Raw genomic sequence first — 21,476 nt, forward strand, 5'->3', positions numbered from 1 at the left:
TGCCGGCACTATAAAGTTTTTGGGAAAAAAACTTTGTTGTAACGTGGGGTCGCAAGATTATAGAGAAGTCGCTCACAAAGATCGAACGCTTTTTGAATGGAAAAGCAATTTATCGCCGGCGAGAGGAAAATGGGGATCCTGGCGGCCAGGCCCCCCGGACGATCAAGGCAGATGAGGCAGCTTCAGATACTCTTCGCTTTGCATCTCCTGCAGGCGCGACAGGCAGCGTTGATACTCAAACTTCAAGCGCTCCCCCTGGTAGATGTCGAACATCGACGCTTCGGCGGCAATCACCAACTTGACGTGGCGTTCGTAGAATTCGTCCACCAGCGCCAGGAAACGGCGGGCGGTGTTCTCCTTCAACGGCCCCATCACCTGGACATTGTACAGTATTACGCTGTGATACAGCCGCGACAGCGCAATATAGTCCAGTTGGCTGCGCGGCTCTTCGCACAGGGTATGGAAATCTACCGCCAATACCCCATCCACCGCGCGGATCGCTTGCAGCGGCCGGTGATTGACCTGCAGCACCGGCGCGTCCTCTCCAGCCTTCCCCGCCAGCTTGATGAACATCCTGTCCATGGTCTCTCGGGTCTGACCGTCGAGCGGCGTCAGGTACAAATGTGCCTGAGTCAGAGTACGCAAACGGTAATCAATGCCGGCATCGACATTCATCACATCACAATAGTCGTTAATCAGGGCAATCGCCGGCAGGAAGCGCGCACGTTGCAAGCCGTTGCGGTACAGATCGTCCGGCGGAATATTGGACGTCGCCACCAGCGTGATGCCGCGGGCAAACAGCGCCTGCAACAGCGTGGCCAGCAACATCGCGTCGGTGATGTCGGAGACGAAGAACTCGTCAAAACACACTACGTCGGTCTGCGCCTTGAAACCGTCGGCAATCATCTCCAACGGGTTCTCCTGCCCTTGCAGCTCGGTCAGTTCTTCGTGCACGCGCAGCATAAAACGGTGGAAATGCAGCCGCAGCTTGCGCTCCCCCGGCAGGCTGTGGAAGAACATGTCCATCAGCCAGGTTTTACCGCGTCCAACGCCGCCCCACATGTACAGCCCCTGTACCGGACGGAGGCTGGCCGTTTCAGCGCCCTTGCCCAGCCAGCGGCTTAACCTGCCGCGCAGGCCATTGGCCGCCACGCTTGCTGCAGGTGTCTGCTGTAATGCCTGATAAATGCCCTCCAGCCGGGTAACCGCCTGGCGTTGAACCTCGTCGGCCTGATATTCCCCCGCATCCAGCGCCTGCTGGTAGCGTGATAACGGTGATAATGCCTGCATCTGTTCGATGTTCCCTTAGAACCCGTAGAAATTATTTAGCAAATTTTCGCGGCATGTTGATGCTGCTTCGCACCGTTATCGCCACAAATGTCCGCGTCGCGGCATACTGAAAAACCCTGCAAACGCCAGGTTATGGCTTATCAGGATTCCACTCGGACAAGGTTAACGGTTATAGTGGATATTATTAAGTGAAAAATCCCTGCGGAACAACGAAGTCAAAATAGGAGTCATCATGACCTGGGAGTATGCGCTGATTGGTTTAGTCGTCGGCATCGCCATTGGTGCGGTAGCGATGCGTTTTGGTAACCGTAAATTACGTCAACAACAAGTTTTGCAGAACGAGTTGGACAAGAGCAAAACCGAGCTGGAAGAGTATCGTCAGGAACTGGTCGGCCACTTTGCCCGCAGCGCCGAGCTGTTGGATAACATGGCGCGAGACTATCGCCAGCTGTATCAACACATGGCGAAAAGCTCCAACAACCTGCTGCCGGATCTGCCGATGCAGGAAAATCCGTTCCGCTATCGCCTGACCGAAGCCGAAGCCGATAACGATCAGGCACCGGTAGAAATGCCGCGCGACTATTCTGAAGGCGCCTCTGGCCTGCTGCGTGGCGAACGTCCGCGCCGCGACTGATCCTCGCCCCTGCCCGTGGGCCCGCCCCACGGGTTTTGATCTTGCCCGCTTTATCTCCTCGCGCCTGAACTATCCTTAACGCTAGTGCTTGAGTGAACTTTTCACGCAAATTCACGGTCTTACCCTTCACTATGGTATTGCTGCTGCTTTATCATCACTATTTCATCGGCAGGTATTGAGAGAGTTATTATCAATGAAGAAAAAGTCGTTAATTCTTAGTGCATTGGCAATGAGTATTGGCCTCACGATCACCTCCGTACCGGCAGCCAGCGCCGCATTGCCCGTCGCTGTTCAGGGGCAATCGCTGCCGAGCCTGGCACCGATGCTGGAAAAAGTCTTGCCCGCCGTGGTGAGCGTGCATGTTGAAGGGACCCAGGTGCAGCGCCAGCAAGTTCCGGAGGAATTCAAACGCTTCTTCGGCCCCGGCGGCCCTGGGCAGCAACAAAGCTCACGCCCGTTTGAAGGGCTGGGGTCCGGCGTAATCATCGACGCTGCCAAAGGCTATGTGCTGACCAACAACCACGTCATCAACAACGCCGACAAAATCAGCGTACAGCTGAATGACGGCCGCGAAGTGGACGCCAAGCTGGTTGGCCGCGACGAGCAATCCGATATAGCCCTGCTGCAGCTCAGTGACGTGAAAAACCTGACCGCGATAAAAATGGCGGATTCCGATGCCTTACGGGTCGGCGATTTCGCCGTTGCCGTCGGCAACCCGTTTGGCCTCGGCCAGACCGCCACCTCCGGCATTATCTCAGCCCTGGGCCGTAGCGGCCTGAACCTGGAGGGGCTGGAAAACTTTATCCAGACGGACGCCTCCATCAACCGCGGCAACTCCGGCGGCGCGCTGGTTAATCTCAACGGCGAGCTAATAGGCATCAACACGGCCATTCTGGCACCGGGCGGCGGCAACGTCGGCATCGGCTTTGCCATTCCGAGCAACATGGCGCAGAACCTCAGCCAACAGTTGATCGAATTCGGCGAGGTGAAACGCGGCCTGCTAGGCATCAAAGGCAGCGAAATGACCGCCGATATGGCCAAAGCGTTTAATACTGACGCCCAGCGCGGCGCTTTCGTCAGTGAAGTACTGCCGAAGTCCGCCGCTGCCAAAGCGGGCATCAAGGCTGGCGACATCTTGGTCTCCGTCGACGGCAAACCGGTCAGCAGCTTCGCAGAACTGCGTGCCAAAGTGGGCACTACCGCACCGGGCAAAACCATTAAGGTCGGGCTGCTGCGCGATGGCAAACCGCAGGAAGTTGCCGTTACGCTGGATAACAGCGAGGGCACCTCCACCAATGCCGAAACGCTTTCACCGGCCCTGCTGGGTGTTTCCCTCAGCAACGGCACCCTTGCCAGCGGTGATAAAGGCGTGAAGATCGATAAGGTGGATAAAGGCTCTACGGCAGCGCAGATTGGGCTGCAGAAAGACGATGTGATCATTGGCGTCAACCGCCAGCGCGTTGAGGACATCACGACATTGCGCAAAGTATTGGCAGCCAAGCCTCCAGTCATGGCGCTGAACATCGTGCGTGGCACTGAAACCCTTTATCTGCTGCTGCGTTAATTTGTTTAAAAACCGGGCTCAGTGACATACTGCGCCCGGTATTCTCATGTTATCCTCCCTGCATCCTTCATCTCACGTACTAAAACTCCATGTTTGCTAAGCTCTTGCGTTCTGTCGTTATTGGTTTAATCGTTGCCGGCCTGCTGCTGGCTGCGCTGCCTGTGCTGCGCTCTTCCAATACTCTGTTCGCAGAAAAACATGACAATACTAGTGACGAAACGCCGGTCAGCTACAACAAGGCCGTGCGGCGCGCGGCGCCCGCCGTGGTGAATATCTACAACCGTAATATGAGCGGCGCCGCCAACGTGCTGTCGCTGGGTTCCGGCGTGATCATGAACGAGCGCGGTTATATTCTGACCAACCGCCACGTTATCAAGGATGCCCAGCAAATTACCGTCGTGCTGCAGGACGGCCGCCGCTACGAAGCGCTGCTGGTCGGCTCCGACAGCCTGACCGATCTGGCGGTGCTGAAGATAGATCCGGGCAATCTGCCGGTAATCCCTATCAATAACGCCCGCGCCGCGCACGTGGGCGATGTGGTACTGGCGATCGGCAATCCCTATAATCTCGGCCAGACCGTCACTCAGGGGATCCTAAGTGCTACAGGTCGCATCAGTATGAGCACCACCGGTCGCCAGACCTTCCTGCAAACCGATGCCTCGATTAACCGCGGCAATTCCGGCGGCGCTCTGGTTAACTCACTGGGTGAGTTAATCGGCATCAACACCCTGACCTACGATAAAATCACCGACGGCGAGACGCCGGAAGGCTTGGGCTTCGCCATTCCCATCGAGTTGGCCACCAAGATCATGGACAAATTGATCCGTGATGGCCGCGTTATCCGCGGTTACTTCGGCATTCAGGGCAAAGAGATTATTCCTTTGCGTTCGTCCAATTCCGGTATCGACCGCCTGCAAGGCATTATCGTAACCGAAATTACGCCGAACGGACCGGCGGGTAACGCCGGCTTCCATATTAACGACGTAATCACCAACGTAGACAGCAAACCGGCAATATCGGTACTGGAAACCATGGACCAGGTCGCTGAGATCCGCCCGGGCACGGAAATTCCGGTCATCGTGCTGCGCGACGGCAAACGCATTACGCTGAAGATGACGGTGGGAGAGTTCCCGGAAGACAGCAATTAAAAAGGGCCCGGCCAAAGTGAGCCGGACCCTCAACGCAGTGTTTCCGCCGGGGCGTCGCCCCGGCATCTGACAAATTACTCGCCTTTCACACGCTCAATATTCGCACCCAGCGCACGCAGCTTATCTTCAATACGCTCATAACCACGGTCGATGTGGTAAATACGATCGACAACGGTCACACCATCGGCGATACAGCCGGCCAGTACCAGGCTGGCGGAAGCGCGCAGATCGGTTGCCATCACCTGGGCGCCGGACAGTTGCTCAACACCGTGACAAATCAGGGTATTGCTCTCAATCTCGGCGTGTGCACCCATACGGATCAGCTCAGGCACATGCATGAAGCGGTTTTCAAAAATGGTTTCGGTGATCACGCCGGTGCCTTCCGCTACCAGGTTCAGCAAGCTGAATTGGGCCTGCATATCGGTCGGGAAACCAGGGTGTGGCGCGGTGCGTACGGTAACCGCTTTAGGGCGCTTGCCGTGCATGTCCAGGCTGATCCAGTCTTCACCCACTTCGATATCCGCGCCGGCTTCACGCAGCTTGGCCAACACGGCGTCCAGCGTATTCGGACGGGTGTCGCGGCACATCACTTTACCACCGGAAACCGCTGCGGCAATCAGGAAGGTGCCGGTCTCGATACGGTCAGGCAGAACGCGATACACACCGCCACCCAGGCGCTCAACGCCTTCGATGGTGATGCGATCACTGCCGGCGCCGCTGATTTTCGCACCCAGCGTGTTGAGGAAGTTGGCGGTATCGACAATTTCCGGCTCGCGTGCGGCGTTTTCAATCACGGTGGTACCGGTCGCCAGGGTCGCTGCGCTCATGATGGTTACGGTGGCGCCAACGCTCACCTTATCCATCACGATGTGCGCGCCTTTCAGGCGGCCTTCAACGGAAGCCTTAACGTAACCTTCTTCCAGTTTGATCTCCGCACCAAGCTGCTCCAGGCCGCTGATATGCAGATCGACCGGACGTGCACCGATCGCACAACCGCCCGGCAGAGAAACCTGACCGCGGCCGAAGCGCGCGACCAACGGCCCCAATGCCCAGATAGAAGCGCGCATGGTTTTCACCAGGTCATAAGGTGCACAAAACTCGTTCACACCGCTGGCGTCTACATATACCGAACCGTTGCGTTCGATCTTGGTGCCTAACTGGCTGAGTAGCTTAATGGTGGTATCGATGTCCTTCAGCTTAGGGACATTCTGCAGCTCGACCGGCTCTTCCGCTAATAATGCGGCGAACAGGATCGGCAGGGCGGCGTTTTTCGCCCCGGAAATAGAAACTTCACCGCTGAGGCGGGTCCGGCCCTGCACACGAAATTTATCCATCTGACTACTCTCTGTTATCTAATCTGAAGCTGCCCGCCCGAAGGGCAAACAGCCTTAAAATCCGTTGAGTTTGCGGTCTCGCTGCCACTCTTCAGGGGTGTACGCCTTGATCGATAAGGCATGAATTCGGTTGTCCGCAATGTATTCCATCAGCGGTGCGTAGACAGTCTGTTGTTTCTTGACGCGGCTCATGGCGGCAAACAGCTCGCCGACCACGATCACCTGAAAGTGGCTGCCATCGCCCGTGACATGTGCTTCATCCAGTGCCAATGCTTGCATCAGCACGTCTTTAATCTCGTTATTTTCCATAGTATCCAGTTCTGCAGCAAAAGGATCATAATCAGCCTGACATCTTAGTGGAATACGACGTTTTCTTAAACTAAAGAAAAAGCCCCTGTGTAACAGGGGCTTTCTGGGGGATGACCGTCTTCAGCCAGCTGAAAATATCGCTAACCAGCGGTATCGACAGGCATTATTGCTTGCAGGTTGTACAACGCGATCAGCGTTTTCAAGCGATCGGTGGCGCCGGAAATTTTTAATTCAACGCCGCGCTGGCGCTGCTGCTCACGCAAATGCACCAACAGCGCCAACCCGGAAGAGTCCACGCGCTGCAGTTGCGAGACGTCGAGAGCGGTTTTATCCGCCAGCAACGTTTCCCGCTGTTCCCACAGCGGCAGCAGCGTTTCCCGGTCCAGTTCGCCGCGCAGGATCAGGGTCTGCTGCTGCGATTCAAAGCTGAGTGCGGCCGACATCAGTTTTTCTGATCCAGCGTGATAGGCCGCTGCGCAGCCGCTTGCAGCTGTTTGGTCAGACCGTCAATGCCCTGAGTACGCAGGGTGGACGCCCATTCGTTCTGCTTGGTGGTGATCATGCTGACGCCTTCGGCAATCATGTCATACGCCTGCCAGTAGCCGGTTTTACTGTTTTTACGCCATTGGAAATCCAGACGTACCGGTGGACGGCCGTCTTTATCGATGATGGTCACGCGGATCGCGACGATGTCGGCATTACCCAGCGGCTGCTCAGGGGCGATCTGGTAGGTCTGACCATGATACATCGCCAGCGCCTGTCCATAAGCCTGCTCCAGATAGGCCTGGAATGCGGTGAAATAGGCCTCACGCTGCGCCGGCGTCGCTTCTTTGTAATAACGGCCCAGCACCAGCGCACCGGCATACTTGACCTGTACAAACGGCATCAGCTCCTGATGCACCACCGAACGCAGATAGTTAGGGTCCTGCTTGATTTTTGGCTGCTCGGTTTTCAGCCGGGTGAAGGTCTTCTCAGCCGCATCTTGCATCAGGCTGTACGGGTTGGTTTGATCGACCGCATTCGCCAGCGGCGCAACCACCAGCAGGGCAACCATAAGTAAACGTTTAAACATGCAGGTTTCCTCTCTTAATGACTTGGGGCGACAGATTGCGGCACAGTACCGGCAGCCGGCTCAGCGGCCGCGTCTCCCGGTTTGGCTGCATTATCCTGGCCGCCGCTTTTATACAGGAACTGGCCGATCAGATCTTCCAGAACCATGGCTGATTTGGTGTCCTGAATGGTACCGCCGTCCTTCAGAATGGTGGTGCCCATATCAGGATCTTCAAAACCGACGTTCAGCGCCAGATACTGCTCCCCCAGCAAGCCGGAGGTGCGGATCGCCAGCGAGCTGGTGTCCGGAATCTGGTTAAATTTGTCCTGAATATCCAGGGCTACTCGCGGCGTATAGGTCTTAGGATCGAGCGAGATATCGGCCACACGGCCAATCACCACGCCACCGATTTTCACCGGCGAGCGCGCTTTCAGGCCGCCGATATTATCGAAGGTCGCATAGATGCGGTACGTCGGCTCATTACCGATCGACTTAATGTTTGCTACCTGCAGGCAGAGAAAGACGATGGCGCACAGCGCAATCAGCATAAACGCCCCAACCCAAATTTCACTCTTCTTCGTTTGCATCGAATCAATTCCCAAACATCAGTGCTGTCAGCACGAAATCCAATCCCAACACCGCCAGTGACGAATGTACCACGGTACGCGTCGTTGCCCGGCTAATCCCTTCAGAGGTCGGTACCGCATCATACCCGTTGAAAATGGCAATCCAGGTCACGGTGATGGCGAATACCACGCTCTTGAGCAAGCAGTTGAGCAAGTCTTTTCTCCACTCTACTGCGCCCTGCATCGCCGACCAGAAGAAGCCGCTGTCGATGCCCTTCCAATCCACGCCGACTATCGAACCGCCCCAGATGCCCACCGCGACGAAGATAATCGTCAGCAGAGGCATGCTGATCAAACCGGCCCAAAAGCGCGGCGCAACAATCCGCCGCAGCGGATCGACGGCCATCATTTCCAGGCTGGAAATCTGTTCGGTCGCCTTCATCAGGCCGATTTCCGCCGTCAACGCGGAACCGGCGCGGCCGGCAAACAGCAGAGCAGTAACCACCGGCCCCAGTTCACGCAGCAGCGACAACGCCACCATCATGCCCAGGCTGGCCTCGGCGCTGTAAGTCGTCAGTACCAGATAACCTTGCAGCCCCAGCACCATGCCGATAAACAGCCCGGAAACCATGATGATCAGCAACGATTGCACACCCACGCTGTGCATTTGCTTTAGCAACAACGGCCACTGTTTACGCGGCTCCGGCCGCCCGACCAGCGCGTTGAACAGCATCAACCCCGCGCGCCCAAAGCTGGCGCTGGTATTGATGCCACGGCGCCCTAACGACGCTAACGCCTGTAATAACATGAGCTTATTTACTCCCTAAGCCTAACAGCTCGGCCTGGTAATCCCCGGCCGGATAACGGAAGGGTACCGGCCCATCGGCAATACCATCCAGGAACTGGCGCACGCGCGCATCAGGATTGTTCTGTAATTGTGGCGTCGTCCCTTCGGCAATCACCCGGTGATCGGCGACGATATACGCGTAGTCGGCGATGCTCAGCACTTCCGGCACATCGTGCGAAACCACAATGCAGGTGATGCCCAGCGCATGATTCAGCTCATCGATCAGCTTCACCAACACGCCCATGGTGATCGGATCCTGACCGACGAAAGGTTCGTCGAACATGATCAGTTCCGGGTCGAGCGCGATCGCACGCGCCAACGCGGCACGTCGCGCCATGCCGCCGGACAGTTCATTGGGCATCAGCTCAGCCGCGCCGCGCAATCCGACAGCTTCCAGCTTCATCATCACCGTGCTGCGCAAAATCGGTTCCGGCAAACGGCTGTGCTCACGCAGCGGATAGGCCACGTTTTCAAACACCGTAAGATCGGTGAACAGCGCGCCGGACTGGAACAGCATGCTCATTTTCTTGCGTGCTTCATACAACTGATGGCGGGATAACGCGGGAATGTTATCGCCATCGAACCAGATCTCGCCGCGGTCCGGTGCCAGTTGGCCGCCAATCAGGCGCAGCAGCGTGGTTTTACCAATACCGGACGGCCCCATGATCGCCGTGACCTTGCCACGGGGAACCGTCAGGTTGATGTCTTCGAATATCAGTCGATCGCCGCGCGAGAAACTCATGTCGCGCACTTCGACCAGATTCTCTGCATTTTGGTGCATGTTAATGGATCCTTTACGGCTCATTTTTGCCAAATCTACCCACGATGTTAAAGCAACGGACGCAATGCGTCTCATCTTTACAAAAACTTACCGGTATTTCGCTACCAATGGTGCGCTAAGGCTGTACCTGATTTTACTTTTACGCGCCACCCGGTCAAAATTGCTCATATAACGAAAAAAACGAATCTGTTCATATATTAGCCGGGAAAACCCGTTGCTGCGGCTTTAGCCTGCGCAACGGAGGGCAAAGCAAGATAGCCGAATTTCGGCTTTTAACCAACGAACCGGGTTGATACCCAACAAAGGACCCTGCATGTTTCTCGCGATAGCTTTACTCATCGTTGGTTTATTTTTACTGGTGTATGGCGCAGACCGCTTAGTTTACGGTGCTGCGGTGATTTCCCGTTCGCTTGGCGTGCCGCCGTTAATCATCGGCATGACCATCGTCGGCATCGGCACATCGCTGCCGGAGCTGTTCGTCTCGACCACCGCTGCGCTGAATGGGCAGATAGATATGGCCGTGGGGAACGTATTAGGTTCCAACATTGCCAATATATTATTGATCCTTGGCGTGGCTGCGCTGATTCACCCGCTGGCGGCGCGCTCCGAGGTACTGCGCCGCGAACTGCCGCTGATGTTAGCGGTCACAGTATTGTGCGGTTTTGTGCTGATGGACGGCACCCTGAGCCGGCTGGATGGCGTGGTGCTGTTGGCTGCCGCCGCCGCCTTTATTTTATTGATACTGAAAATTGCCCGGCTGGCGCAGCGCGAAGGCAGCGACAGCCTGACCGTGGAACAACTCGCCGAGCTGCCGCAAGACAGCAGCAACACCGTGGCGGTGCTGTGGCTGGTGTTGGCGTTCATTATTCTGCCGCTGTCGTCCAAAATGGTGGTCGATAACGCCACGGTAATTGCGCATTATTTTGGCATGAGCGAACTGGTGGTCGGGTTGACCCTCATCGCCATCGGCACCAGCCTGCCGGAGTTGGCCACATCCATCGCCGGGGCACTAAAGGGTGAGGATGATATGGCGATTGGTAATATCATCGGCTCCAACATTTTCAACACGGTGATCGTGCTGGGCGTTCCCGCCCTGCTGTCCCCGGGCAGTGTCGATCCTGCCGCCTTCCACCGCGATTATTGGGTCATGCTGGCGGTCAGCATTGTGCTCAGCGCCCTGTGCATCGGGCGAAAACATCGCATCGGTCATCTGGCAGGCGCTCTGTTATTATGTGGCTTTATTGCGTATCTTGCGGTGCTGTTTTTTAATCCTTTCAGTACTTTCGGCTAAACCGATAGGAATGAGCATGTCGAACATTCAGTTGCAACCAGGCTTTGATTTTCAACAGGCAGGCAAAGAAGTGCTGCAGATTGAGCGTGACGGGCTGGCCCAGCTCGATCGGTACATCAATGCAGACTTTACCCGCGCCTGCGAATTGATCGCCGGCTGTTGCGGTAAAGTGGTCGTGATGGGCATGGGTAAATCCGGGCATATTGGTTGCAAGATTGCCGCGACCTTCGCCAGCACCGGCACGCCTTCATTCTTTGTTCATCCGGCGGAGGCCAGCCACGGCGACCTCGGCATGGTGACGGCACAAGATATCGTGCTCGCCATTTCCAACTCCGGTGAGTCCAACGAGATCCAGGCCCTCATCCCGGTCTTGAAGCGCCAGCAAATCCCGCTGATCTGCATGACCAACAACCCGGAAAGTTCGATGGGTAAAGCGGCGGATATTCACCTGTGCATCAAGGTGCCGCAGGAGGCCTGCCCGCTTGGCCTGGCACCAACCACCAGCACCACCGCGACCCTGGTGATGGGTGATGCGCTGGCGGTGGCATTGCTGAAAGCCCGCGGTTTCACGCCGGAAGATTTTGCACTGTCGCACCCCGGTGGCGCCCTGGGCCGCAGATTGTTGCTGCGCGTTTGCGACATCATGCACAGCGGCGACGAAATCCCGCACGTCAGCGCCGATGCATCGCTGCGCGACGCGTTGCTGGAAATCACGCGCAAAAACCTGGGCATGACGGTCATCTGCGACGATCTGATGAAAATCGCCGGTATCTTTACCGATGGTGACCTGCGGCGGATATTTGATATGGGCATCAACCTCAATGAAGCCCGGATCGTCGATGTCATGACGCTCGGCGGCGTGCGGGTGCGCCCGAACCTGCTGGCGGTCGATGCGTTGAACCTGATGCAACAGCGCCATATCACCGCGCTGCTGGTTGCCGATGGCGACCAATTGCTGGGTGTGGTACATATGCATGACATGCTGCGCGCCGGCGTCGTTTAATTAAAGGAATAGAACTCAATGAGTCTGGTTGAAACCTGCTACGGGCCTGTAGAACAAGACGTCATGGCGCGTGCCGGCAAAATCCGCCTGCTGATTTGCGATGTCGACGGCGTGCTGTCAGACGGCCTGATTTTTATGGGCAACAACGGCGAAGAATTAAAAGCGTTCAACGTGCGCGACGGTTATGGCATTCGCTGCCTGAAGACGTCGGATATCGACGTGGCAATTATCACCGGCCGTTCAGCCAAACTACTGGAAGATCGGGCGAAAACCCTCGGCATCACCCATCTGTATCAGGGGCAGTCCGATAAGCTTTTGGCCTTCCGCGAACTGTTGGATACACTGTCGTTAAACGCGGATCAGGTGGCCTATATCGGCGATGACCTGATCGACTGGCCGGTGATGGCTCAGGTTGGCCTGGCGGTCGCCGTTGCGGATGCACATCCGTTGCTGACGCCAAGAGCCCACTATGTTACCCGTATTGCCGGCGGCCGTGGCGCAGTGCGCGAACTGTGCGACATTATACTGTTGGCGCAGAATAAGCTGGAGGACGCCAAAGGGCTGTCGATATGAGCAAAACCAAACTTTGGATCACCCTCCTTTTGGCGGTGATCGCCTTGGCGTTGATTGGCTGGAACATGACTGATTTCAGTGATGATGCGGTTCCAGGCCCCGTTAACGATCAGGACCCGACTTATCAGAGCCAGCACACGGTCACCATAGTGTACAATCCGGCCGGTAAGCTGAGTTACAAGCTGGTGGCGGAAGACGTGAAGTATTATACCGCCGATGAATTAAGCTGGTTTACCCAGCCGGTGATGACGCTGTTTGATGAAAACGCAGTGGCCACCTGGTCAGTTCGCGCCGATCGCGCCAAACTGACTAAAGACAGAATGCTGTATCTTTACGGCCACGTTGAGGTGAACAGCCTGACCACCACCTCACAGCTGGAAAAAATTAAAACGGACAATGCTCAGGTGAATCTGGTGACCCAGGATGTCGCTTCGGATGATGAAGTGACCCTCTACGGGACAAACTTTACCTCGAACGGCATGAAAATGCGTGGGAACCTGCGGGCCAAAACCGCTGAGCTGATTGATAAGGTTAAGACCAACTATGAAATTCAAAACCAAAAAACAACGCCGTAATCTGTTGATCGGAAGCCTCATTTTGGCCGCCAGCGCACCCGCATGGGCGCTGAAATCTGACTCCAACCAACCGGTGAGCATCGACTCGCTGAAACAGTCTCTGGATATGCAGAGCAACGTCAGCACCTTTACCGATAACGTGGTGATCAAGCAAGGCACCATCGATATCAAAGCGGATAAAGTGGTCGTTACCCGCCCAGGCGGCGATCAGAACAAAACCTATATCGAAGCCTTTGGCAATCCGGTCACCTTCTACCAGATGCAAGACAGCGGCAAGCCGGTAAAAGGCCATGCGCAGAAGGTCCGTTACGACGTGGCGTCGCAGTTGGTGACCCTGACCGGGAACGCCTATCTGGAACAGCTCGACAGCAACGTGAAGGGCGATCGCATCACCTATCTGGTGCAACAGCAGCAAATGCAGGCGTTCAGCGATAAAGGCAAACGCGTGACTACGGTTCTGGTACCGTCGCAGTTGCAAGACAAAAACGGGCAAAAGAAGAGTAACTAATCACTTATGGCTACACTCATCGCAGAAAACCTGGCGAAAGCCTACAAAGGCCGTAAAGTTGTTGAAGACGTCAGCCTGAAAGTGAAATCCGGCGAGATCGTCGGCCTGCTGGGGCCAAACGGCGCCGGCAAGACCACCACCTTCTACATGGTGGTCGGCATCGTTCAACGTGACGCCGGCCGTATCGTGATTGACGAAGAAGATATCAGCCTGCTGCCGCTGCACGCCCGTGCGCGTCGCGGCATTGGCTATTTGCCGCAGGAAGCGTCGATCTTCCGTCGCCTGAGCGTGTATGACAACCTGATGGCTGTCCTGGAGATCCGCGAGGATCTCAGCAGCGAGCAGCGTGCGGACCGTGCGGTTGAGCTGATGGAAGAGTTTCATATCTCCCATCTGCGCGATAACCTGGGCCAGGCGTTGTCCGGTGGCGAACGCCGCCGTGTGGAGATCGCCCGTGCGTTGGCGGCTAACCCGAAATTCATCCTTCTGGATGAGCCGTTCGCCGGGGTTGATCCCATTTCCGTTATCGACATTAAAAAAATTATCGAGCACTTGCGTGACAGCGGCCTGGGCGTGCTGATCACCGACCACAACGTGCGCGAAACGCTGGACGTGTGTGAACGTGCCTATATCGTCAGCCAAGGCAAACTGATTGCTCACGGCACGCCGGATGCCATTTTGGCTGACGAGCAGGTGAAACGCGTTTATCTGGGCGAAGAATTCCGCCTCTGAGTGCCGGCGCGTCCTGATGGACGACTGTTAACGGAAGTAGACTGAAGATTATGAAGCAAGGTTTGCAACTCAGGCTCAGCCAACAACTGGCCATGACCCCCCAGCTCCAGCAGGCTATCCGCCTGCTGCAGTTGTCCACGCTTGAGCTCCAGCAGGAGATACAGCTGGCGTTAGAGAGCAATCCCCTGCTTGAGCAGACCGATCTGCACGAAGAAATCGACGCCAAAGAGAGTACCGAGACCGAAGGGCTGGATACCCGCGAGGCGTTGGAACAAAAGGACATGCCCGAAGAGCTGCCGCTTGACGCCACCTGGGACGAAATCTACACCGCAGGTACACCGTCCGGCACCGGCACCGATTACAGCGATGATGAGTTGCCGGTCTATCAGGGCGAAACCACCCAGACGCTGCAGGATTACCTGATGTGGCAGGTGGATCTCACGCCATTCTCCGATACCGATATCGCCATTGCCACCTCGATAGTCGACGCCGTCGACGACACCGGCTATCTCACCGTACCGCTGGAAGATATTCTGGAGAGCATGGGTGACGAGAGTGTGACAATGGACGAAGTCGAAGCGGTTTTGAAGCGCGTGCAGCGTTTTGATCCGGTTGGCGTCGCCGCGCGCGATCTGCGCGACTGTCTGCTGATCCAGCTTTCCCAATACGCAAAAGATACGCCCTATCTGGCTGAAGCGCGCCTGATCATCAGCGAACATCTGGCTCTGTTGGCCAATCACGACTTTCGCAGCCTGATGCGAACAACCCGGCTAAAAGAAGATACACTGAAAGAAGCGATGCTGCTGATTCAGTCTCTTGATCCGCGCCCGGGCCAGTCGATCAATACTGGCGAGTCAGAATACGTGATCCCGGACGTGCTGGTACGCAAGGTACAGGACAGTTGGACGGTAGAGCTCAACGCCGACAGCATTCCGCGGCTGAAGATCAACCAGCAGTACGCCGCCATGGGCAGCAGCGCGCGTAACGACAGTGACGGCCAGTATATCCGCAGCAATCTGCAGGAAGCGAAATGGCTGATCAAGAGCCTGGAAAGCCGTAACGACACCTTGCTGAAAGTCACGCGCTGCATCGTCGAGCAGCAACAGGCGTTCTTTGAACAGGGTGCTGAATTTATGAAGCCCATGGTGCTGGCGGATATCGCTCAGGCCGTGGAGATGCATGAATCGACAATCTCACGTGTCACCACGCAGAAGTTTCTGCACAGTCCGCGCGGCATTTTCGAGTTGAAATATTTCTTCTCCAGCCATGTGAATACCGACAGCGGAGGCGAAGCTTCCTCTACGGCGATCCGGGCGTTAGTGAAGAAATTGATTGCGGCGGAAAACCCCGCTAAACCGCTCAGCGACAGCAAGCTGGCCACCCTGCTCTCCGATCAGGGGATCATCGTGGCGCGGCGTACCGTCGCCAAGTACCGAGAGTCTTTGTCCATCCCGCCGTCCAACCAGCGTAAACAGTTGGTTTGACCTCAATAGAGAAGGAAGACACTATGCAGCTCAACATTACCGGACACCACATCGAAATCACCGAACCTTTACGCGAGTTCGTGAATACCAAGTTCGCCAAGCTCGAACAGTATTTTGACCGCATAAATCAGGTGTATGTCGTGCTTAGCGTGGAAAAAGTGCAGCAGATCGCAGAAGCGACGGTGCACGTGAATGGAGGCGAGTTGCATGCCACCTCGGAAGACGAGAACATGTATGCCGCAATTGACGCCCTGATCGACAAACTGGCGCGTCAATTGAACAAACATAAAGACAAACTGAAACAACACTGACATTCTGGGCCGTTTCCGTCAGCGGGCACGGCTCAAACATAGCCCAGGTCGTCGGCGCGTTACCTGTATTACTCTGAATAATTGACGTTGCATCGAAGTGGCATGAGCGCTTATCCCACGAACTTACACAGGTAAGTGATTCGGGTAAGTAAGCACAGCCAACACAGAGGCAGCTTCAAGTATGACGGGTATGGTACCGCGCCGATAAGCCATCAGGGTTAAACAAGGCGAAAAATCACCTCACAAGGCAACTTGATGGTGTGGTTTTAAGTGAAGATGAGATGAACAACGAAACAATGCAATTAAGCTCGGTGTTAAACATCGAGTGCACCAAAAGCTCGGTACACTGCACCAGCAAGAAACGGGCTTTGGAGATTATCAGCGAACTGGCTGCAAAACAGCTCAACCTGCCGTCGCAGGTGGTGTTTGACGCGGTTCTCACCCGGGAGCGCATGGGCAGTACCGGTATCGGCAACGGTATCGCCATTCCCCATGGCAAACTGGAAGAGGACACACTGCGGGCCGTTGGCGTGTTTATCCGTCTCGACCAACCTATTGCCTTTGACGCCATTGATAACCAGCCGGTCGATCTGCTGTTCGCCTTGCTGGTGCCGGCAGACCAATGTAAAACCCATTTGCATACCCTGTCGCTGGTCGCCAAGCGCCTGGCCGACAAAACCGTATGCCGTCGCCTGCGCTCGGCGCAAAGCGACGAAGAGCTTTACCAGATCATTACCGAGTAACGCCCGGCTGGCGTGACTTCCAGCCAGGATAACGATACTGTTTAGCTATGATGGGTTTCGGCTCAGGCCGGAATAATAAAGTTTCTAACGGTGGCGATAAACGCCACTGAGATGCCAGGGGGAGTTGCCACATGGTGCTGATGATTGTCAGCGGCCGTTCCGGTTCAGGGAAATCCGTCGCCTTGCGGGCGCTGGAAGACATGGGTTTTTACTGCGTTGATAACCTGCCCGTGGTACTGCTGCCGCAGCTTGCCAATACGCTGGCGGAACGCAACATATCCGCAGCGGTAAGCATCGACGTGCGTAACATGCCGGAATCGCCGGAAGTGTTTGAATATGCGATGACCCAATTGCCGGACTGCTTTTCTCCACAATTGCTGTTCCTCGACGCCGACCGTAATACCCTGATTCGCCGCTACAGTGATACCCGCCGCCTGCATCCGCTCTCCACCAAGAACCTGTCGCTGGAAAGCGCGATCGATGAAGAAAGCGATCTGCTTGAGCCGTTGCGCTCAAGGGCCGATCTGCTCATCGACACGTCGGAAATGTCGGTGCATGAGCTGGCTGAAATGCTGCGTACCCGTCTGCTGGGTAAACGCGAGCGCGAACTGACCATGGTGTTCGAATCCTTCGGCTTTAAGCACGGCATCCCGATCGACGCCGATTACGTATTCGACGTACGCTTCCTGCCGAACCCGCACTGGGATCCGAAACTGCGCCCGATGACCGGCCTGGATAAACCGGTCGCCTCGTTCCTCGATCGTCACACTGAAGTGCACAACTTTATCTACCAGACGCGCAGCTATCTGGAACAGTGGCTGCCGATGCTGGAAACCAACAATCGCAGCTACCTGACGGTGGCGATTGGCTGTACCGGCGGTAAACACCGTTCCGTCTACGTAGCCGAACAGCTGGCCGACTACTTCCGCTCACGCGGCAAGAATGTGCAATCGCGCCACCGGACGCTGGAAAAACGTAAACAATGACGGTCAAGCAAACGGTTGAAATCAAAAACAAACTCGGTATGCACGCTCGTCCGGCGATGAAGTTGTTCGAGCTGGTGCAGAGTTTTGACGCCGAAGTGATGCTGCGTAACGACAGCGGCACCGAGGCCGAAGCCAGCAGCGTGATTGCGCTGCTGATGCTGGACTCCGCACAGGGGCGGCACATCGAAGTGGAAGCCACCGGCCCGGACGAAGTGAAAGCGCTGAATGCGGTGATTGAACTGATTAATTCCGGGTTTGATGAAGACTAGCCTGTAGTAAGAAGCCTGATAAACGCGCCTTTCTTGGCGCGTTAATAACCGCCACTCCCCCAATGCCCAGTCCCCTTCAGCACTATTAAGGCCACACGCCGCTTTGCGAGCCGAATTCCAAATTCTGCAGCAAATCCCTGTAAATCCATCCAGCTTGTTTCTTGTGCAAATGGACGACTATATTCGCCCCCTGAGGTGCTCGCACGGCTTAAATCCGGCTTAAACAGTCCAGCGCCACCGCCTTGAAACTGTCGAAATTATCGCTGCCCAACAGGCGACTCATCGAACGTTCGCGTACAAAAGTGACGAACAGATCGTAAATCGCCATCGCCTCTTCGTAGTCGCTTTTGCTGATCGCCAGCAGGAAAATCACGTGGGCGATCTCACCGTCGCCCCACACCACGCCCTGCGGCGCCAGCAGCGTCATCACCACGGTTTTTTTCGCCAGCAATCCCAACGAGTGCGGCAGTGCAATACCTTCACCCAGCATGGTCGACACTATAGCTTCGCGCTCCACTACCGACGGGTAAAAATCGTCACCGACATACCCTTCCCGCTCCAACTGAACACACACTTTCCGGAACAGCTCCGCCTGCGTCAGTGGCTCGTTCACCACCCAGAAATGCGCGGCGTCGAAGAACTTCTCCAGCATGTAGGGTTTGGTGCGATCCACCAGCACCAGTTTACCCAGCTGTTCCAACTGGTAGTCGGTAGGAAACGGCGACATTACCACCACCGGTTTGTTCTTTTCGCTGACCCGCGCGTTGGAAATGACAAAATCTTCGTCGATATGAGTAAGTACCTCGTAATCGCGCAGCGAAACGATGCGCGTCATCACCAGCTGCGGGTACTTGCGCGCAATCTGCGCCTGGATCATGCGCACCGTTGAGTTACCGGTATCGCACACCAGCATCACCTGTGGATGGCGCTCGTAGCCGATGTTGTAGTGCCGCTCCAACCCAACGCCGATATGCAGCACCAGATAGCCGATTTCGTTTTCGCTCAGGGTGTAAGGGGTATATTTTCCCCAGCTCGATACTGCCGCCAGCGTCACGTCATAGGCCATCGGGTAGTGTTGCTTGATATTGGCCAATAGCGGGTTGGGAATATTAATCTGGTATTTCACCCGGGTAATCATGGTCTTGATATGGGTGAGCAAGTCAGCCCGCAGTTGGTGGTCACCCTGCAGGTTGTAGTTATAGTGCGCGTTGATGTACGACAAAATGTAGTCCACCAGCGCTTCTTCGTCGTCGGCGTTGATCTCGGTCGGCTGCACGTCCTGCACCCGGCGCGCGGCAATATTCACCCTGAGGTAGGCCTCTTCCGCCATCGACACCTCTTTGCCGCTGGCCTTGCGCAGTTCCCCCGCCAGCCAGGTGGACACCTTGCGCACCGCGTCATCGCCGTCTTCAACGTCAAAGTCCGACAGCGGGTAGCCATCGCCGATGCGCCGCAGCGCCACCGCACAGTAGAAAATCAAATACTGCTCGCCTTCATCCGTCAGGCGGATGGCGTATTGCGACAGCAGCGGATGCAGCAGCCCGGCGAAGGTCGCCACCTGCGGTTGCAGCAGGATTTCATTGTTGAGCAACGGGTTTTCGGCATCGGCCAGATGCAGTTGGAATAACAGATCGGTCAGGCAAGCGCGGATCGCCATCTCCGAGCCGAACAGCTTCATGCCATAGCGTGGTTTGGTTTCAATGGTTAATTGGTAGTTCGCCAGGCGCTCTCTCACCTCAGCCATGTCGTTTTGCAGCGTTCCACGGCTGACAAACCATTCATCGGCCAAATCTTCCAGCTTCAGGGAAAAGGCTGAGGTCAAAAAACGAATCAGCAGATAGTGCACCCGCTCTTGCGCACTGCGTGGCGTGGCGTGCTTTTTGCGCTCTTTATGCTGCAGGGCGCTGAACAGCGCGGCATCATCCACCTGCAGGCGATAGCCCGCCCCACGGCTATGCACAAAGCGAGCGCCGTATTTTTCCAGGATATCGTTCAACGCGGTGATATCGGCACGCACGGTACGGGTGGATACCGCAAAGCGCTTCGCCAATTCATCCTGCGGCAAGGTCTCAGACTGCAAAGCGTCGAACAGATAGGCCAAACGCGGGTAGGGAAATCGTACCATGCTCTTTCCGTCAATTAAGGTGCCCACCTGGGGAAATCAGGCGGGCAACGAGTTACTTCGCCACCGGCAGGAACACCATTTGCGAGGGGCTGCCTACCGGCGTATAGCCCTCAACAAAGCTGAGTTTGCCGCTGGCCTTGTCCAGGCTGAAACGGGTGACGTTATCGCTGCGCTGATTCATCGCATAGAGATAATGCCCGTCCGGGCTCAACGTCAACGATCGCGGATAGTCACCGCGCGTCCAGATTTCCGCCACCGGCTTCAATTCGCCATCGGCACCAACGCTGAACTGCGCGATGCTGTTATGCAGCCGGTTGGCGACATACAGATTCTTGCCGTCCTCACTCAAGACCAACCCCGAGGCAAAGCTGGTGCCCTTATAATCGGCAGGCAGCGAAGAAAGGGTATGTAATTGTTTCAGAGTACCTTTTTGGCTGTCAAAACGGTAGCTGGTCAGCGTCGAAGCCTCTTCGTTCACCAACAGCACCGTCTTGCCGTCCGGATGGAACACAAAGTGACGCGGGCCGGCACCGGCGGAAGAAGCGGCGATCCACGGCGGATCGTTCGGCGTCAGTTGGCCGCTTGCGCCGTCAAAGCGCCACTGGTAGAGGCGATCCAGCCCCAGATCGGTGGAAAACACAAACTTGCCGCTCGGATCGCAGGCGATCATATGCGCGTGCGGGCCATTATGGTCGCTGGCGGCAAAACTGCCCTCCACCGCCGCCGCAGGTTTGCTCGCGCCTGCCGGCCCCTGATCCTGTTGCACTGAACTGGCATTGCCCAATTTGCCGTCATTCTCAACCGGAAACGCCGCCACGGTGCCGCTGACATAGTTCGCCACCAGCAGATGGCGGCCGTCCGGCGTCAGGGAAAGGTAAACCGGCCCCGCGCCCTGCGAATCAACCTGATTCAGCTGCGTCAGCCCGCCATCAACCGGGTTGATGCGATAAGCGATGATGCCGCCGTGCTTGCTGCCGTTAAAATCGGCCACTTCGCTGGCGACATACAGCGTCCGGCCTTGAGCATCCAGGGTAAGCTGCGCCGGATTAGGCTGGTTGCTGACCAGCGTTTTAGCGCTCAGCGCGCCGCTGGCCGGATCGACCTGTACCCGGTAAACACCTTCGCCGTTAGGGTTGTAAGTACCGATATAAGCAAAATGAGATGACGTGGGGTTCATTGCATCCTCAGCATGCAGCGCCGGGCTGGCGATAGCCAGCAGCGCCAGGGTTAACGCAGTACGTAAGGGGGAAGCCTGCCAGTTTCGCATGATTGTCCTTATTGTAGTTAACGGCGCGGCATACCGCGCCTGTGGAGACAAAACCTATAGCCTCCCTGCCTTACGTCATCCGATA

The 21,476-nt window shown here is 56.2% G+C and carries 24 protein-coding genes; 14 read left to right on the forward strand and 10 right to left on the reverse strand.

Annotated features, from left to right (window positions below; genetic code table 11):
- Nucleotides 1-162: 162 nt before the first annotated feature.
- Complete coding sequence (gene zapE, locus SERAS12_RS22250; RefSeq protein WP_013814673.1) at nucleotides 163-1,290, reverse strand: cell division protein ZapE; 1,128 nt, start codon at nucleotides 1,288-1,290, stop codon at nucleotides 163-165.
- Between the two features lie 232 nt (nucleotides 1,291-1,522).
- Here zapE and zapG point away from each other — a divergent pair, with 232 nt between their 5' ends.
- From zapG to degS, 3 genes are all read left to right on the forward strand, one after another.
- Nucleotides 1,523-1,924 carry a Z-ring associated protein ZapG gene (gene zapG, locus SERAS12_RS22255; protein WP_006317094.1) on the forward strand — a complete coding sequence of 134 codons (402 nt, stop codon included), beginning with the start codon at nucleotides 1,523-1,525 and terminating at the stop codon, nucleotides 1,922-1,924.
- A gap of 193 nt (nucleotides 1,925-2,117) precedes the next feature.
- The gene (gene degQ / locus SERAS12_RS22260) at nucleotides 2,118-3,488 is read left to right on the forward strand and encodes a serine endoprotease DegQ (RefSeq protein WP_013814674.1); all 1,371 of its coding nucleotides are present in this window, start codon (nucleotides 2,118-2,120) and stop codon (nucleotides 3,486-3,488) included.
- A gap of 89 nt (nucleotides 3,489-3,577) precedes the next feature.
- Nucleotides 3,578-4,636, forward strand: a complete 1,059-nt coding sequence (degS, locus tag SERAS12_RS22265) for an outer membrane-stress sensor serine endopeptidase DegS (RefSeq protein ID WP_013814675.1) — start codon at nucleotides 3,578-3,580, stop codon at nucleotides 4,634-4,636.
- 74 nt (nucleotides 4,637-4,710) lie between these two features.
- Here degS and murA read toward each other — a convergent pair whose 3' ends face one another.
- From murA to mlaF, 7 genes are all read right to left on the reverse strand, one after another.
- Complete coding sequence (murA, locus tag SERAS12_RS22270) at nucleotides 4,711-5,970, reverse strand: UDP-N-acetylglucosamine 1-carboxyvinyltransferase (protein ID WP_004948506.1); 1,260 nt, start codon at nucleotides 5,968-5,970, stop codon at nucleotides 4,711-4,713.
- Between the two features lie 54 nt (nucleotides 5,971-6,024).
- Complete coding sequence (gene ibaG / locus SERAS12_RS22275; protein ID WP_004948511.1) at nucleotides 6,025-6,279, reverse strand: BolA family iron metabolism protein IbaG; 255 nt, start codon at nucleotides 6,277-6,279, stop codon at nucleotides 6,025-6,027.
- Between the two features lie 140 nt (nucleotides 6,280-6,419).
- Nucleotides 6,420-6,722, reverse strand: a complete 303-nt coding sequence (mlaB, locus tag SERAS12_RS22280) for a lipid asymmetry maintenance protein MlaB (RefSeq protein WP_004948514.1) — start codon at nucleotides 6,720-6,722, stop codon at nucleotides 6,420-6,422.
- On the reverse strand, nucleotides 6,722-7,351 hold the full coding sequence (gene mlaC / locus SERAS12_RS22285; protein ID WP_013814676.1) for a phospholipid-binding protein MlaC: 630 nt from the start codon (nucleotides 7,349-7,351) through the stop codon (nucleotides 6,722-6,724). The genes mlaB and mlaC overlap by 1 nt, the downstream gene beginning before the upstream one ends.
- A gap of 14 nt (nucleotides 7,352-7,365) precedes the next feature.
- Nucleotides 7,366-7,917: an outer membrane lipid asymmetry maintenance protein MlaD gene (mlaD, locus tag SERAS12_RS22290; protein WP_013814677.1), complete on the reverse strand. Its 552-nt coding sequence runs from the start codon at nucleotides 7,915-7,917 to the stop codon at nucleotides 7,366-7,368.
- 4 nt (nucleotides 7,918-7,921) lie between these two features.
- Entirely contained in the window at nucleotides 7,922-8,704 is a 783-nt protein-coding gene (gene mlaE, locus SERAS12_RS22295) for a lipid asymmetry maintenance ABC transporter permease subunit MlaE (protein ID WP_004948524.1), read from the reverse strand.
- A gap of 4 nt (nucleotides 8,705-8,708) precedes the next feature.
- Complete coding sequence (gene mlaF / locus SERAS12_RS22300) at nucleotides 8,709-9,524, reverse strand: phospholipid ABC transporter ATP-binding protein MlaF (protein ID WP_004948525.1); 816 nt, start codon at nucleotides 9,522-9,524, stop codon at nucleotides 8,709-8,711.
- Between the two features lie 313 nt (nucleotides 9,525-9,837).
- On the opposite strand from mlaF, the gene SERAS12_RS22305 reads away from it, so the two are divergent.
- The 11 genes from SERAS12_RS22305 to npr all read left to right on the forward strand — a co-directional run bounded on the left by SERAS12_RS22305 (nucleotide 9,838) and on the right by npr (nucleotide 17,999).
- Entirely contained in the window at nucleotides 9,838-10,815 is a 978-nt protein-coding gene (locus SERAS12_RS22305; RefSeq protein WP_013814678.1) for a calcium/sodium antiporter, read from the forward strand.
- Between the two features lie 16 nt (nucleotides 10,816-10,831).
- A complete protein-coding gene (gene kdsD, locus SERAS12_RS22310) occupies nucleotides 10,832-11,818 on the forward strand; it encodes an arabinose-5-phosphate isomerase KdsD (RefSeq protein ID WP_004948529.1) in 987 nt (328 codons plus the stop codon).
- Nucleotides 11,819-11,836: 18 nt separating this feature from the next.
- A complete protein-coding gene (gene kdsC / locus SERAS12_RS22315) occupies nucleotides 11,837-12,391 on the forward strand; it encodes a 3-deoxy-manno-octulosonate-8-phosphatase KdsC (protein ID WP_004948532.1) in 555 nt (184 codons plus the stop codon).
- Nucleotides 12,388-12,966: an LPS export ABC transporter periplasmic protein LptC gene (lptC, locus tag SERAS12_RS22320; protein WP_004948534.1), complete on the forward strand. Its 579-nt coding sequence runs from the start codon at nucleotides 12,388-12,390 to the stop codon at nucleotides 12,964-12,966. The genes kdsC and lptC overlap by 4 nt, the downstream gene beginning before the upstream one ends.
- The gene (gene lptA / locus SERAS12_RS22325; protein ID WP_013814679.1) at nucleotides 12,935-13,474 is read left to right on the forward strand and encodes a lipopolysaccharide ABC transporter substrate-binding protein LptA; all 540 of its coding nucleotides are present in this window, start codon (nucleotides 12,935-12,937) and stop codon (nucleotides 13,472-13,474) included. The genes lptC and lptA overlap by 32 nt, the downstream gene beginning before the upstream one ends.
- Before the next feature lie 6 nt (nucleotides 13,475-13,480).
- On the forward strand, nucleotides 13,481-14,206 hold the full coding sequence (gene lptB / locus SERAS12_RS22330) for an LPS export ABC transporter ATP-binding protein (RefSeq protein ID WP_006317106.1): 726 nt from the start codon (nucleotides 13,481-13,483) through the stop codon (nucleotides 14,204-14,206).
- A 50-nt stretch (nucleotides 14,207-14,256) separates the two neighbouring features.
- A complete protein-coding gene (gene rpoN, locus SERAS12_RS22335) occupies nucleotides 14,257-15,690 on the forward strand; it encodes an RNA polymerase factor sigma-54 (protein ID WP_013814680.1) in 1,434 nt (477 codons plus the stop codon).
- Nucleotides 15,691-15,713: 23 nt separating this feature from the next.
- Nucleotides 15,714-16,001 (forward strand): ribosome hibernation promoting factor, encoded by a 288-nt coding sequence (hpf, locus tag SERAS12_RS22340; protein WP_013814681.1) that lies wholly within the window; start codon nucleotides 15,714-15,716, stop codon nucleotides 15,999-16,001.
- Between the two features lie 281 nt (nucleotides 16,002-16,282).
- Nucleotides 16,283-16,744 (forward strand): PTS IIA-like nitrogen regulatory protein PtsN, encoded by a 462-nt coding sequence (gene ptsN / locus SERAS12_RS22345; RefSeq protein ID WP_004948550.1) that lies wholly within the window; start codon nucleotides 16,283-16,285, stop codon nucleotides 16,742-16,744.
- 131 nt (nucleotides 16,745-16,875) lie between these two features.
- Nucleotides 16,876-17,730, forward strand: a complete 855-nt coding sequence (gene rapZ / locus SERAS12_RS22350) for an RNase adapter RapZ (RefSeq protein WP_004948553.1) — start codon at nucleotides 16,876-16,878, stop codon at nucleotides 17,728-17,730.
- Nucleotides 17,727-17,999 (forward strand): PTS phosphocarrier protein NPr, encoded by a 273-nt coding sequence (gene npr / locus SERAS12_RS22355; RefSeq protein WP_004948556.1) that lies wholly within the window; start codon nucleotides 17,727-17,729, stop codon nucleotides 17,997-17,999. The genes rapZ and npr overlap by 4 nt, the downstream gene beginning before the upstream one ends.
- A gap of 208 nt (nucleotides 18,000-18,207) precedes the next feature.
- Here the strand turns inward: npr and SERAS12_RS22360 are convergent, their stop codons facing one another.
- Nucleotides 18,208-20,124 (reverse strand): transcription antiterminator, encoded by a 1,917-nt coding sequence (locus SERAS12_RS22360; protein ID WP_013814683.1) that lies wholly within the window; start codon nucleotides 20,122-20,124, stop codon nucleotides 18,208-18,210.
- Nucleotides 20,125-20,176: 52 nt separating this feature from the next.
- On the reverse strand, nucleotides 20,177-21,391 hold the full coding sequence (locus SERAS12_RS22365) for a lactonase family protein (RefSeq protein ID WP_013814684.1): 1,215 nt from the start codon (nucleotides 21,389-21,391) through the stop codon (nucleotides 20,177-20,179).
- Between the last annotated feature and the right edge of the window lie 85 nt (nucleotides 21,392-21,476).

Source organism: Serratia sp. AS12 (genome assembly GCF_000214195.1).
Lineage (GTDB): Bacteria > Pseudomonadota > Gammaproteobacteria > Enterobacterales > Enterobacteriaceae > Serratia > Serratia plymuthica.

Excerpts from the sequence above, each read along its gene's own strand:
- rapZ (WP_004948553.1), top strand. The coding sequence starts at position 16,876 with ATGGTGCTGATGATTGTCAGCGGCCGTTCCGGTTCAGGGAAATCCGTC.
- lptC (WP_004948534.1), top strand. The coding sequence starts at position 12,388 with ATGAGCAAAACCAAACTTTGGATCACCCTCCTTTTGGCGGTGATCGCC.
- mlaE (WP_004948524.1), bottom strand. The coding sequence starts at position 8,704 with ATGTTATTACAGGCGTTAGCGTCGTTAGGGCGCCGTGGCATCAATACC.
- npr (WP_004948556.1), top strand. The coding sequence starts at position 17,727 with ATGACGGTCAAGCAAACGGTTGAAATCAAAAACAAACTCGGTATGCAC.
- SERAS12_RS22360 (WP_013814683.1), bottom strand. The coding sequence starts at position 20,124 with ATGGTACGATTTCCCTACCCGCGTTTGGCCTATCTGTTCGACGCTTTG.
- SERAS12_RS22365 (WP_013814684.1), bottom strand. The coding sequence starts at position 21,391 with ATGCGAAACTGGCAGGCTTCCCCCTTACGTACTGCGTTAACCCTGGCG.
- mlaC (WP_013814676.1), bottom strand. The coding sequence starts at position 7,351 with ATGTTTAAACGTTTACTTATGGTTGCCCTGCTGGTGGTTGCGCCGCTG.
- kdsC (WP_004948532.1), top strand. The coding sequence starts at position 11,837 with ATGAGTCTGGTTGAAACCTGCTACGGGCCTGTAGAACAAGACGTCATG.
- ibaG (WP_004948511.1), bottom strand. The coding sequence starts at position 6,279 with ATGGAAAATAACGAGATTAAAGACGTGCTGATGCAAGCATTGGCACTG.
- murA (WP_004948506.1), bottom strand. The coding sequence starts at position 5,970 with ATGGATAAATTTCGTGTGCAGGGCCGGACCCGCCTCAGCGGTGAAGTT.
- hpf (WP_013814681.1), top strand. The coding sequence starts at position 15,714 with ATGCAGCTCAACATTACCGGACACCACATCGAAATCACCGAACCTTTA.
- kdsD (WP_004948529.1), top strand. The coding sequence starts at position 10,832 with ATGTCGAACATTCAGTTGCAACCAGGCTTTGATTTTCAACAGGCAGGC.
- lptB (WP_006317106.1), top strand. The coding sequence starts at position 13,481 with ATGGCTACACTCATCGCAGAAAACCTGGCGAAAGCCTACAAAGGCCGT.
- zapG (WP_006317094.1), top strand. The coding sequence starts at position 1,523 with ATGACCTGGGAGTATGCGCTGATTGGTTTAGTCGTCGGCATCGCCATT.
- mlaF (WP_004948525.1), bottom strand. The coding sequence starts at position 9,524 with ATGCACCAAAATGCAGAGAATCTGGTCGAAGTGCGCGACATGAGTTTC.
- lptA (WP_013814679.1), top strand. The coding sequence starts at position 12,935 with ATGAAATTCAAAACCAAAAAACAACGCCGTAATCTGTTGATCGGAAGC.
- rpoN (WP_013814680.1), top strand. The coding sequence starts at position 14,257 with ATGAAGCAAGGTTTGCAACTCAGGCTCAGCCAACAACTGGCCATGACC.
- degQ (WP_013814674.1), top strand. The coding sequence starts at position 2,118 with ATGAAGAAAAAGTCGTTAATTCTTAGTGCATTGGCAATGAGTATTGGC.
- mlaB (WP_004948514.1), bottom strand. The coding sequence starts at position 6,722 with ATGTCGGCCGCACTCAGCTTTGAATCGCAGCAGCAGACCCTGATCCTG.
- ptsN (WP_004948550.1), top strand. The coding sequence starts at position 16,283 with ATGAACAACGAAACAATGCAATTAAGCTCGGTGTTAAACATCGAGTGC.
- zapE (WP_013814673.1), bottom strand. The coding sequence starts at position 1,290 with ATGCAGGCATTATCACCGTTATCACGCTACCAGCAGGCGCTGGATGCG.
- SERAS12_RS22305 (WP_013814678.1), top strand. The coding sequence starts at position 9,838 with ATGTTTCTCGCGATAGCTTTACTCATCGTTGGTTTATTTTTACTGGTG.
- degS (WP_013814675.1), top strand. The coding sequence starts at position 3,578 with ATGTTTGCTAAGCTCTTGCGTTCTGTCGTTATTGGTTTAATCGTTGCC.
- mlaD (WP_013814677.1), bottom strand. The coding sequence starts at position 7,917 with ATGCAAACGAAGAAGAGTGAAATTTGGGTTGGGGCGTTTATGCTGATT.